Source organism: Arthrobacter sp. Soil763 (assembly GCF_001428365.1).
Lineage (GTDB): Bacteria > Actinomycetota > Actinomycetes > Actinomycetales > Micrococcaceae > Arthrobacter.
The window spans coordinates 889,242-901,812 of sequence record NZ_LMSH01000002.1 but is presented as its reverse complement, the minus strand read 5'-3'; the positions used below and the strand labels follow the sequence as shown (position 1 = coordinate 901,812).

8 protein-coding genes and 3 pseudogenes are annotated in these 12,571 nt (G+C 60.7%); 6 read left to right on the top strand and 5 right to left on the bottom strand.

Going from position 1 to position 12,571, the window contains the following annotated elements:
* Positions 1-123: pseudogene (locus ASG71_RS16905) on the bottom strand (CpaF family protein); the annotation flags it as partial.
* A 71-nt stretch (positions 124-194) separates the two neighbouring features.
* On the opposite strand from ASG71_RS16905, the gene ASG71_RS07710 reads away from it, so the two are divergent.
* From ASG71_RS07710 to ASG71_RS07705, 3 genes are all read left to right on the top strand, one after another.
* Positions 195-860, top strand: coding sequence for a hypothetical protein (locus ASG71_RS07710; protein WP_056738057.1), 666 nt, complete (start codon positions 195-197; stop codon positions 858-860).
* 388 nt (positions 861-1,248) lie between these two features.
* The gene (locus ASG71_RS16605; RefSeq protein WP_200947950.1) at positions 1,249-1,818 is read left to right on the top strand and encodes an HNH endonuclease; all 570 of its coding nucleotides are present in this window, start codon (positions 1,249-1,251) and stop codon (positions 1,816-1,818) included.
* Between the two features lie 228 nt (positions 1,819-2,046).
* The gene (locus ASG71_RS07705; RefSeq protein WP_162254046.1) at positions 2,047-5,058 is read left to right on the top strand and encodes an Eco57I restriction-modification methylase domain-containing protein; all 3,012 of its coding nucleotides are present in this window, start codon (positions 2,047-2,049) and stop codon (positions 5,056-5,058) included.
* 130 nt (positions 5,059-5,188) lie between these two features.
* Here the strand turns inward: ASG71_RS07705 and ASG71_RS07700 are convergent, their stop codons facing one another.
* Positions 5,189-5,986, bottom strand: a complete 798-nt coding sequence (locus ASG71_RS07700; protein ID WP_056738055.1) for a hypothetical protein — start codon at positions 5,984-5,986, stop codon at positions 5,189-5,191.
* Positions 5,987-6,160: 174 nt separating this feature from the next.
* Between ASG71_RS07700 and ASG71_RS07695 the strand changes: the two genes are divergently transcribed.
* Positions 6,161-6,748 carry a recombinase family protein gene (locus ASG71_RS07695; protein WP_056738054.1) on the top strand — a complete coding sequence of 196 codons (588 nt, stop codon included), beginning with the start codon at positions 6,161-6,163 and terminating at the stop codon, positions 6,746-6,748.
* A 169-nt stretch (positions 6,749-6,917) separates the two neighbouring features.
* On the opposite strand, the gene ASG71_RS07690 is transcribed toward ASG71_RS07695, so the two are convergent.
* The 3 genes and pseudogenes from ASG71_RS07690 to galE form a co-directional block, all read right to left on the bottom strand.
* Positions 6,918-8,633, bottom strand: coding sequence for a recombinase family protein (locus ASG71_RS07690; protein WP_157366267.1), 1,716 nt, complete (start codon positions 8,631-8,633; stop codon positions 6,918-6,920).
* Between the two features lie 36 nt (positions 8,634-8,669).
* A pseudogene (locus ASG71_RS07685) lies at positions 8,670-9,554 on the bottom strand (CpaF family protein); the annotation flags it as partial.
* A gap of 134 nt (positions 9,555-9,688) precedes the next feature.
* The gene (galE, locus tag ASG71_RS07680; RefSeq protein ID WP_056738052.1) at positions 9,689-10,732 is read right to left on the bottom strand and encodes a UDP-glucose 4-epimerase GalE; all 1,044 of its coding nucleotides are present in this window, start codon (positions 10,730-10,732) and stop codon (positions 9,689-9,691) included.
* 192 nt (positions 10,733-10,924) lie between these two features.
* On the opposite strand from galE, the pseudogene ASG71_RS16600 reads away from it, so the two are divergent.
* Positions 10,925-12,308, top strand: a pseudogene (locus ASG71_RS16600) (GH25 family lysozyme); the annotation flags it as partial.
* Between the two features lie 34 nt (positions 12,309-12,342).
* On the top strand, positions 12,343-12,571 hold a 229-nt coding region (locus tag ASG71_RS07670; RefSeq protein WP_414826653.1), incomplete at its 3' end, for an LGFP repeat-containing protein.

Here is a 12,571-nt window from a genome sequence, read left to right as displayed (position 1 = left end):
TAGTGACTTGACATAGAGAACACTGGAGATGTTGTCGCCAGCGAGCAGGGGAAGCGTGCAGAGCTTGGTCACGGCGTCGTGCGCCGAGTTTGCGTGAATGGTGCACATGCCGGGAAGCCCGGAAATCATTCAGACACAGCCCAACTCAGGTGTATCGGAGCTTGCCGGTTTAGGTCTGTGAAAGGCTTCGGATCATGGACATACTCACCCTCGAAGCCGAAGCGACTTCGGCGTCTAGTCTCGCGAGCCACGGAATCAGCGCCTTGGAGCGCTTGAGTAGCGCCGCGACCGAGGCGGACCCCGTCCTGGCCTGCTTGGCCCTGGCATCCGAAAAGATGCTCAAGATGACAATAGGAATGACCTCGATGGCCACCGGGGAACCATGGCCAGACCGTAGGCGGATGCAGGGCTACAGCCACGGAATCACCAAAATGAATCGAGAAGCCATGGGCCTGCTCATGCAGCGCCTAGATAAGGCGACGCACCCGCCCGTTGTACTCAACGCGGCGCTCACTTCGGTAGATGTCACTTGGACAAGTCCGCTCCTCGCGGCCCTGTCGGACTACGGCTCCGGCGGACGCTTCTACAATCTAGACACCCTCGCGGGAGAAGAACATAAGTTCCCCTCCCCCGCGCAGATGTGGAGGGACATGGAGGATGCCGTAATAGCCGCCCATCCGGAGGTCCTTGAGTTTCTCGCCGCCAGCGGGGGCAGCAACGCTGAGGCCCGAGGGCCTCTGAACGCCAAGCTGGCGACCGCTTTCAGGAACTGGTGGGCCGTCTATGCCACCGCTTGGAAGCATGGGTTGGCGGGCGACGAAGCCCGCCCCCTAGGCTGGGTGATCGCACTGGACCGATAGCCGTGGCCATTCCGCTGGGGCTCCATGGCCAACCCCACCGAGGACCCGCATTGCCCTAACTCCCCCGCCCCGCAAGCCCCTCATCCGAGGCAGGGATCCCTTACAGCACAGGCACCTGGCGCAGACTGTATGATGGTTGGTCGGAGTTATATAGGACATGTGAGGCAGGACGATGGCAAGGCCCAAAGCAAAGTATGGGCGTAGCTGCCTCGTATGCCTCAGCACCCTTCCCCGGCATATCACGCCGCCACCCCACTATGCCAACGGGCTGTGCGAAAAACACTACCGGGCCCAACAGCGCAAGAAGCCGCAGTGCAAAGCCGGGGGCTGTACGGTCCGGCTGAACCGTGGGCATTCCCGGCAGGGGTACTGCCGCTGGCACGAACCGTTGCTGCTGAAGGAGCCCCTGCGTTCGCCTGAGGCGATCACCAAAACCTTGGAGAAGTTCCGCTCCCAGATCACCCCCAACGCGGAAGGCCCCGACAACCTGTTTGGGTGCTGGCCATGGACGGGACGCAGGAACAAGGTTGAGCCCGGCTCGGGCGGTGAAGCCCGGCCGGGCTACGGCTTGATAACCATAGGCAACAACGAGTGGCTTGCGCACCGTTTCTCTTTCGGCTATTTCGTAGGAGGCCACCGTCCCGGCCATACGCTCGACCACGTCTGCCGGAACTCCCTGTGCGTTCGGCCCGACCACCTGATGCCGATGACCCAAAGCCGAAACAGTCAGCTTGAACACCGACGCAATGCGGACGATCTGGACGCCGTTCTTTTTGACCTACTCAAAATCCCGAACATGCAGCCGGGCATTATGTTGTGGGGGATGCTCAAGGGTCTACCTGTGGGTAGAGCCATCCCTGGTGGCGAGCCCTTTCCCTACGGTCTGGACGGTCAAGTATTCAGCTACGACCTAGGGCCGGCCCGCTATCCGGATGTCCCGACACTCATGCAACGTTGAGATTGCAGCCACTCTGGCAGGGGGCACCTCCGGGAAAGTAGCTGGGGATGAAGTGCGGCCGTATCAGTCCTCCTCGTGGCACAGGGGAAACACCAGGGTGAGTTAGCGAGGCGAGACCCAGGGGCATAGCTAGTATTGGACCTTGAGCAATAAGTGGTTGCGGGCAGGCCCAAGGCCTTCCTTTTCACCCATTTAGTTACGCAGACCTATCCTGAAATGGAGCCCCCCGTGGCCCGGCTTTTTCCCGTAAACCGACTTAAAGAGACTGCTGCCCAGATCAGCACATCATCTGTGCAGGCCAAGATCGATGTAGTCAAAGAGTGGCACTCGGATTACCACCACGGTTCGCTCCGTAAGGATAAAGAGACAAGCCGCGAACAGCAGTACAACCAAGACTTTTTCATCAAGGTTCTCGGCTATAGGGAAAAACCGGCATCCCCGTACACTCTCGAGCCGAAGGCGTCGAGCGTCGCAGGGCAACTCCCAGACCTCATTCTGGGCAGCCTTTCCACGGATACTGCTTCGAGGTACGTGAATGCAGTGGTGGAACTTAAGGGTGCATCGATAGACCTAGATCGCCCGCAGGGACGAGCGGGCAAGTTGAGCCCGGTGCAGCAGGCCTTCAAGTACCGTCCCCTTTATCGCGACTGCGCCTTCGTGATCGTGTCCAATTTCTACGAGTTCAGGTTGTACAACGACAACCAGCTTGATTTCGAGTCATGGACTCTGGACGACCTGGTCAACCCTGCGAACGACTACCAAGCGTTCAAAACGTGGTATGTCCTGCTCAATGCAGATCATCTGACCGCCGCCGGCGGACCTTCATGGACTGAAAATCTTCTGAGTAAAATCCGTATTCAGCAGATGGATATTGGCAAGATTTTCTACTCCGAATACCGACAGGCACGAATAGACCTAATCGTCGATATTCTTGAGAACAACCCCGCCGCCCTTGCGACTCCGGAGCTTGCGGTTGAAAAGGCCCAAAAGCTTATCGACCGTGTTGTGTTCGCTTGCTTTGCTGAGGATAAAGGACTTCTGCCGGACGACGCCATCCACGATTTTGTACGGTCGGCCGATAATTCATACAGCAGCTTTTGGGACAACCTAAAAGGCTTTTTCACAGCAATCGATAAGGGCAGTGCGAAGCTCGGTATCCCAACCGGGTACAACGGAGGACTCTTCGCGCCCGATGATACCCTCGATGGTCTCACCATCAGCGAGTCGATCCTTAGACGCCTGACCAGCATGGCTCAGTACAACTTCACTGAAGACCTCGGCGTCAATATTCTCGGCCATATTTTTGAACAGTCGATCACCGACTTGGAAGAAATTCGGAGCGAGGTCCAGGGCGTGGCTGGGCCCATTGCTTCTCTGAAGAATTCCAAAAGGAAATCAGACGGCGTTTTCTACACGCCCGACTTCGTCGTGCGTTACATCGTCGATCAAACTCTGGGCGAGTTTCTCCGCAAGGCCGAAGAACGGTGTCTGGCCGAAGCCCGGGTGAAGGCGGACCTGCAACAGCAAACTTACGCCAAGCGCGAGGCCGAAGCCTACCGCGCCTACCAGCATGCTCTCCAGCATGTCAGGATCGTTGATCCCGCCTGTGGCTCCGGCGCGTTTCTTGTGCACGTATTCGATTTCCTTATGGCGGAAAACAAGCGCGTGGGTTCCGTGCTTGGAGACCTCTTCTCCACTAGTGACTACGTACGGCACGTACTTCGAACGAATATTCACGGTGTGGACAAGAACGAAGAGTCGGTTGAAATTACTAAGCTGAGCTTGTGGCTCAAGTCCGCTACAAAGAATGAGAAACTCACATCTCTAGACGACAACATTAAGCACGGCAACAGCCTCATTGAGGATCCACTTATAGATCCGGACCAAGCGTTCTCCTGGAACTCTACGTTCTCGGAGGTACTTGCTGCGGGCGGGTTTGACGTGGTGGTGGGAAACCCCCCCTACGTGGACTCAGAGACCATGACCATCCACGCTCCCGAGGAGCGTGTGCACATTGCGAAGAACTATAGAACCGCTAAGGGTAACTGGGATTTGTACATCCCGTTCACCGAGAAGGCCTTGTCATTGGTACGACAGGGCGGGTACTTCGGTTTCATTATGCCTAACAAGGTGCTTAGCGTTCCGTACGGATTGACGCTTCGCAAATGGATTGATGATAATTACCACCTGAGGGAGATCGTGGATATCTCCCAACAAAAGGTGTTTGAGCAGGCGGACGTGTATCCGGTTATCCTCCTTGCCGCGAAAGAATCAAGCCTGCCCACAATTACCATCACTACCTCGCTGCTCCCCCTGGAGTCGCGGTCAGTGGCTCGTGATGTGACGAGCTTCGAGAACTGGTCCTCGTACCTCAGCGTGAATGCCGATAATATTGGGCGGCTTAAGCTCTACGATGCGATGGCTTCTCACGTCGATTTCCATAGTGCGGCAACTGTGTCAGAAGCTTACGATCTCATTCCGCATATTGTTTCTAATCCCGCACCGGAAGATAACTACCTGAAGATAGTCAACACCGGAACTATCGACCCCTTTAGTAGCGCTTGGGCTTTTGAGCCAATGCAATACATCAAGGAGAAGTACACCAAACCCTGCGTCCTCAAAGCTAAGGCACCGAAGAAACCGTGGCTTGGTAAGCCACGCATCATTATCGCGGGTATGGCACTAGCAATCGAGGCCCTGCCGGATCCTGATGAAGAGTACCTGGCAGCAAAGTCCACCGTTGTGGCTACGTTCTCTAGCGAGGACGAGCTATTTTACGCCCAGGGATTGTTGTCGTCTGGCGTTCTCTCCGAGTTTTTCAAGGAAGAGTTCTCAGCTGAGGCGATGGCGGGCGGCTATCTAAACTTCACCGCCGCGAAGCTCGGTAAACTGCCGTATATCGAGTACGACCCTTTGGAGGTTGCTCACAAAGATATCAGCAACCTGAGTCGTAGGCTCACGAAGGATGTCGCCCTAAGAGACGAATATGTGGCATCTGCAAAAAGGTTTCTGGAGAAGTCCTATGGATTCAAGTCACCCCGCGGCCACGCCAAGGACTTCCTTCACCTGCCCTTCGATGTCATTCTTTCCCGGTTGAAGGGCTCCCTTAGCATCAAAGACAAGGTTGAGCTGGAGAAGTACATCCATGATTCCTCCGCTAAATTGACCTTCCTGGATTCAGCGGTAGATACGGGATTTGCTCAACTAAACCTTTTGGTTTCGGCATTGTTTTCTCTTTAGAGAATGCAGAAATGTTTAGTGAAGACTTTTTATCCCGTACGCAATGAGAGGCGCTATGACCACCGGGGAGGCGTAGCCCTCCCTTTGGGGGGCTACCCCCACCCCTAGGCATCGGCCATGCCCGCCAGAGTCAGCGATAGACGGCCAGAATGTCGAGCATCAGCGCCGGCCCGTGCAGATATTGGTCTTCCTTGCCCGGCTCCGGGGCCTGCCGCTCCAACTTCCGACGCTGCTCGCGAGAACCAGCCCCCATTCCAGGGAAGCTCAGAAACGGCTTCCAATGCCCCAGAGGCATCACCTTAGTCACCTTCCCCACTAGACGGACTGGACCTTCCAGTTCGCCAAGCAGGTACTCAGCATTGATCTGGCCCGCGACCTTCCAGTCGGACGAATCGTCTTCGCCGACCACCAGCACTTTGACGTTCACGTTTTTCAGGAAGGCGGAAGTGGCGTCCAACGTATCGGCGTCTGGGAGCGGCTGCTCAGTCTTTAGGCCAAGGCTCTTGGCGGCTGGCAGCAGGGTACGCATCATGTCTATGGCTCCGACCATCTCACCGGAGGCCGCCATCATACGGACGAACTCCGGAACATAGATCTCGCATTCCCATGAGACCATCGCCCCCACCCCGATGTCCTTGAATTCAAGGTCGGGCTGGGTGACCTCTACCCAGCCAAGCTCGTCCGCGTTCTCTTCGGCAGCACGTAGGAGGCGGTCGAACTGTGCTTCCTGAGTATCAGCGTACGTGCGCGTTTCCTCGTTCTCATGGCCGCGCTCCATGGACGCGTCGGCAATCTTAACGTTTACGCCACCTTTACCACTTCCCCGCCGAACGGAGCGCGTTGTGGCCTCCTTCGTGAGGCCGCCTTCCAACGCGGCAATGTACTGACTGAGGGCCTGGCGATTGAGGTAGACGAAGTTGCGCAACATGGAACCACCCTACATCCCAGTCTCACAACCCGTGAGATATAAGACACTTTGGTTATGAGACACATTAGGCATAGGAATGGTGGGTAAAAGTGTCTCGTTGGATTGTCTCGCAAGTTCGTGCTAGGTTCCGTGTAGTCAGACACTGTTGTAAGACACATCTAGCGAGTAGGGGACATGGGAAAACTGATCGGCTATGCGAGGGTATCGACCAAGGCGCAGGACACCGACAGGCAGGAACAAGACCTGCTGGCCGCTGGTGTGCGACGGGATGATCTTTATGTGGATCACGGCGTGAGCGGTGCCAATGCATCGCGTGTGGAGCTGGACAAAGCCTTGGGGGCTTTGCACGACGGCGACACACTGGTGGTCACCACGCTGGACCGGTTAGGACGGTCCACCGTAAACATGCTGGGGCTGGCTGATCAGATCAAGGCGAAGGGTGCAGGGCTCCGCGTGCTCAATTTGGGCGGTGGGGACGTAGACACCAGCACGCCTATGGGCGGCATGGTATTTACCGTCATGGCCGCACTGGGACAGATGGAGCTGGAGATCAAGCGGGAGCGGATCACCGACAGCGTGAGCAAGCGACGGGCCGCGGGTAAGGACTTGGGCGGACGTAAAGCCCAGTTCACCGACAGCCAGATCAAGAACGCGGCCCGCCTGATTGAGTCAGGGGAACCGGCGGCACAGGTAGCGCGTGATCTGGGAATGTCCAGGGCAACGCTCTACCGGCGTATGGACGCCCTCCAAGCGAAGGGCTGACGGCAGGCCAGCCGAGGGCACAACAAAGACGCAGGGACGGGCTGAGAAGCCCGTCCCTGTCGTGTGCGCTTCCCCAGGGAAGGTGTCTAAACGCCCGGCCCTGAGCCTCTTCCAGGGGCTATCAGGGCCGGGGTGTCACTGAAGCTCACGGAAGGGCTTTAAGGCCCTCCTAGGCGCTACCAACGGGAGTTATCGACACCCCGGCCCGCCTGCTTTCGAGGTGCTGCGCGATCTGGGCTAGCGCCGGATCTTCTTCCGCGAGTTCAGCAAACCGCTCCCTCTGTGCGCGGGAGCGGTCATAGGTGGAGCCGAACCGGTTGCTCTGAAAACGCTGGAGCCATAGCGCCGAGTCCGGCCCTAGCGTCACGCGCTCCAGCTGTGAAATCTCGCCGCCGTCCAACACCCGGCGAGACTCCCCCGGCCTCTTTATGTGGACACTGACGGTGTCCGGGTCAAAGTTTCGAGCAGAACCTACCTTGTGCGGGTGTAGAACTATGTGAAATTTCGAGCGGACGAAATCCCTGCGGTCGTCAATCGGCAGTGCCAGCCACGCGTTGAAACGCTGTTCAGTGGTGTACCACTCCCGGTCGATTTTCTCTGTGGCGTCCAGACCCTCGGCTTGGTGGAACCCAAGCTCCGTCAGCCGGCGTTCAAGGTCCACGCGGTTGCGGCTGATTGTCGCGTTGAACTCCTTCATCTGGCCCATGGTCAGGCCGCCCTGGGCCAACAGGCTCCCGGCTTCACGCTCCCTCACGTGCAAAGCTTCAAGCTCAAGCGTTATAGATTCCCTCTCCGCCCGATCCTGCGGGCTTTCGGGTTGAGCCCGGTATGACTGGGCCAGGAACCTGAACACCCAGAGTTCCACCGCCGCGTCCACGAATTCCTCCCGCTTGGCTACGTGCCCTTCCCCCTTGGCTGGGCACCGGTAGACGGTATGTTTCTTCTTCTCCCCCGTCGAAGGGTCCTTCCGCCCGTAGACCGTGGCTGATCGCACGGCCTCACCGCAGTGGCACTGCGCTATACCGGACAGCAGATGAACAGCCTTGTTGGTTTGGGAGCGCCGCCGATCCGGGGCCTCCAAGGTTTTCACAACAGCACGCCAGACAGCCTCGCTGACGATTGGCGGGATTTGGTCCCTGCTGAGGATCTCTCCTCTGTACTCGTACAGCCCTGCATTGCGAGGGCGCAGGAGCGCCTGCCGGAGCTGAGCGTAGCCCCAAGGTTTAGAAGCGGTTGTCACGAGTGGCTTCCCCTCCCAGCCCTCATCGTTCCACTGTGTGATGATCGAGCCGAGGGACCTCCCGCCCAGCACGTCCGAGTGCGCTGTCGAGAGTGCCGCCGCTTCCCTCGGGTTGAGGACTAGACGCCCGTCGGCAACGTCCCAGCCGAAAGGCCGTCTGCCCCCAGTCCAGCGTCCATCTGCGGCGAGTTGCGCCGACTTGGCCCTCGCCCGGTCCTGCTTGGTTGCGGACTCGAACCTTGCCACCTGCCCCATGATGCCCGCTCGAAGTAGACCGTCGGCTGTGGAGAGGTTGATCTCTCCACCTCCCGTGACCGAATACGTGAGGATTGGGGAGTCCTTTCGGCCTCCCTGACATACTTCGGCGTAATCCTCGAGTTCGACAGGACGTCTGTGGAGACGGTCCATGCGCCAGCAGATGACGGCGTCGGCTTCTCTCGCCCGTAAGCGGTCGAGCATCGCTGTGTAGGCAGGGCGGACACGGCCACTGAAGGCCGACGTGGAGTTGTCACTGAAAACCTCGATGACTTCCATGCCATGCTGCGCGGCATAAAGGCGGCAGGCGTCTTCCTGGCGTTGCACCCCAAGACCCTCAGAGCCACGATCCTGAGATATGCGGGTGTAGATGAATGCTCGCCTGTTCATCCCGTCAGTGTAGTGCACTGTGCATCAAGTGACTTCGGGAAGACCGGAATTCAGGGCGATCAGCATGTCGAGACTTTCGGCTTCCCGGACCTCCCCCACGACCAGCCGGTCCGGCCGCATCCGGAGTGCTTCCTTGACCAGGCGCCGCATCGGGATCTCGCCCTCACCTTCCAGGTTCGGCTGCCGGCACTGCAGGCCGACGACGTCGCGGAGGGGAAACTGGAGTTCGAAGATTTCCTCGACCGTCACCACCCGCTCGCGCGTGCCGATGCTGGCAGCCAAGCAGTTCAGCATGGTGGTCTTGCCTGCCTGGGTCGCACCGGAGACGAGGATGTTGAGCCCGCTGGCTACGGCGGCACCCAGGAACCGGGCCGCCTGCGGGGTCAGGGTTCCCAGTTCCACCAGGTGTTCGAGCCGGCTCGCTTTGACCACGAACTTGCGGATGTTGACCGCCCAGTGCCGCCGCGTCACATCGGGGATCACCACGTGCAGCCGCGACCCGTCGGGAAGGGCCGCATCCACGAACGGCGAGGAAATATCCAGCCGCCGCCCGGAACTCTTGAGCATCCGTTCGACCAGGTTTCGCACCTGCTGGTCCGTCAGGGCGATGGAGGTCAGCTCCGATTCGCCGTTGCGGGCCACGAAGATTTCGTCGGGGGCGTTGAGCCAGATCTCTTCGATGGCCGGGTCATCCAGGAACGGTTGCAGGGCACCGAAGCCGGCCACGGCGTCGAAGACGAATCTCCGCGCCTGGTCCAGGGGTCCGATCGGTGGGAGCGGCGCCAGCAGCGCCCGTTCGTCGTAGTCGCTGATGGCCTCGTCCACGAGGCGGCGGACTTCGCTGCCCTGCCGCAACGGGTCCAGCCCACGGCGACGGATCAGCTCACGGACCTCATCCTCGACGATGCGCACGGCTTCCACGGTGCCCCCAACATGGCCGCTGCCCCTTCCCCCTGGGGCAGTACAACTGGGGTTAAAGCTAAGCGAGAGGGGTCTTTCAGACAAGGGCTCGGTTGGCCCGGTGTGGATAACCGGGCCGCCCCTGCGAACAGCTGTTATTCGGCGACGGCCCCGGCGGCTTCGGTGACGGCTGCGTAGCCCTGCGGATTCCGGCTTTGCCAACGCCAGTGGTCCTCGCACATCTGGGCCAGGTTCCGGTGCGCGGACCAGCCCAGGTCGGCGAGCGCGGCGGAGGGGTCGGCGTAGCTCACGGCGGCATCCCCCGGACGGCGGGGCGCAAACTCATACGGCACCGGGTGGCCGGCGGCCTTGCCGAACGCTTCGATGACCTCCAGCACGGAGGAGCCGCGGCCCGTGCCCAGGTTCCACCGGTACACCCCGGGGCGCCCCACAATGTAGCCCAGGGCCGCCAGGTGGCCGGCGGCGAGGTCCATCACGTGGATGTAGTCGCGCACCCCGGTGCCATCCGGCGTCGGGTAGTCGTTGCCGAAGACGCGCACCATGTCGCGGCGGCCCACAGCCACCTGGGCGACGAACGGCAGCAGGTTGTTGGGGGTTCCGCTGGGGTCCTCCCCGATCAGGCCGGACTCGTGTGCGCCAACCGGGTTGAAGTAGCGCAGCAGGGCGATGCTCCAGCGAGAATCGGCCTCGCCGAGGTCGGCGAGGATGTCTTCAATTTGTTCCTTGGTGCGGCCGTAGGGGTTCGTGGCGTCCAGCGGCGCCTTCTCGACCAACGGCACTTCCTCCGAGGCGCCGTAGACCGTGGCGGAGGAACTGAAGACGAGGCGGCGCACCCCGGCCGCCTCCATGCTGTGCAGCAGGTTCAGGGTGCCGGCAACGTTGTTCGTGTAGTACATGAGCGGCTTTGCCACGGACTCCCCGACGGCTTTAAGCCCGGCGAAGTGGATCACGGCTTCGAAGCCACCCTCGGCGAAGACGGCGTCCACCGCGGACGCGTCCAGGAGGTCCACCTTGCGGAAGTCCACGCTCCTGCCGGTGAGCTGCTCCACCCGGCGCAGCGACTCCGCGCTCGAATTCATCAGGTTGTCGAGCACGACCACCTCATGTCCTCCCTCGAGGAGGGAGAGCGTCGTGTGGGATCCGATGTAGCCGGCGCCGCCGGTGACCAATACCTTCATGCGTTCCAGTCTAGGTTGCCCCGCGCCGGCAACAACGCGGCAGCCGGGGCAACAGTATGGTCACAAGTCACAAGAATCACATTGGCAACTCTGGTTTCACGCCGGAGCCGGTGCTAACGTGGCCGCGTCAACACTCAACCGAATTGACTTATCGGTGCCCGAATACGCGGACGACCCGTCATCGCGAACCAGATGGCGTGCTGTGCACGGCACCCCATCACTCCGGAGAGACGCCCCATGAACCCGAACCCGGCCAGACGACGCACTCCGTTTGTCAAACACCTTGCTGCCGGCTTTGCCGCCGCTGCCCTAGCGCTGGCCGCGCTCCCGGCGCCGGCGAACGCCGCCACCCTGGCGCCCACCCCGCCGCCGGCCGCTGAGGACACCGGGACAGTGTCCAGCCTCGCAACGGCAACTCCGACGGCGGACCCCGCCGCCACGGCGTCCCCGACGCCGACGGCCGTACCAACCGCGACGGCGACCGCGACCCCAGTGGCCACCGAGCCGTCGAGCCCGACCACTCTCCGCGAGGCCATGACGGCGGCGGCCGGCCCGGGAGGTGCCGAGATGGGCCAAAGCATCAAGGGATCGAAGGCGGCCCGGACGGAATCCTCCCCGACCACCGAGGGCACGTGGACGCCGTCGTTCGGGATCAAGGGCCTGGATGTCAGTTACTTTCAGTCGGGCATCAACTGGCAAACCCAATGGAATCTGGGTGCGCGTTTCGCTTACGTAAAAGCCACCGAAGGCAATTACTACACCAGCCCCTCCTTCGCCGCGCAATACCGGGGCTCCCGGCAGGTAGGAATGATCCGGGGCGCCTATCATTTCGCCAATCCACTGGCTTCCTCCGGCGCGGACCAGGCCAGGATCTTCGTGCAAAGCGGCGGAGGCTGGAGCGCGGACGGCTACACGCTTCCTCCCGTCCTGGACATCGAGGAGAACCCCTACGCCTACGACACGTACGACGGCTTCTACCAGGGCAACGAATGCTATGACCAGTCCCCGAGCCAGCTGGCCAGCTGGGTGCGGGATTTCGGCAATACCATGAAGTCGCTGACCGGCCGGCTCCCGGTAATCTACACCAACACCTCCTGGTGGAAGCACTGCACCGCTGACGCGGCAGGCTTCGGCGAATACCCGCTGTGGATTGCGAACTGGCCCCCGGCCTTCACCAACAACGCCGGGCCGCTGCCCGCCAGCTGGGGCACCTTCTCTATCTGGCAGTTCAGCGATTCCGGTCCCTTCGCCGGTGACTCCAACGTCTGGAACGGCGACTATGCGGGACTGCGGCGCTTCGCGTCCTCCTTCTCTGTCTCCGGGGGTATCGCGACCGCGTGGGCGGCCGTGGGCGGCAGCGGCGGCAAGCTGGGCTACCCCACTTCCAGGGAGAACTGCGGTCTGATCAGCGGCGGCTGTTACCAGTCGTTCCAAGGCGGAAGCATCCACTGGTCGCCCGCTACGGGTGCCTTCGCTACCTGGGGCGGCATCCGCGCAACATGGGCCAGCTTGGGCTACGAAAACGGCAAACTCGGCTACCCAACCGGCAACGAGATCTGCGGCCTCAAAAACGGCGNACCTGGGGCGGCATCCGCGCAACATGGGCCAGCTTGGGCTACGAAAACGGCAAACTCGGCTACCCAACCGGCAACGAGATCTGCGGCCTCAAAAACGGCGGCTGCTATCAGACCTTCCGGGGCGGGACAATCCACTACGCMCCCGGCATCGGCGCCTACGCCACCTGGGGCGGCATCCGCGCAACATGGGCCAGCTTGGGCTACGAAAACGGCAAACTCGGCTACCCMACCGGCAACGAGATCTGCGGCCTCAAAAACGGCG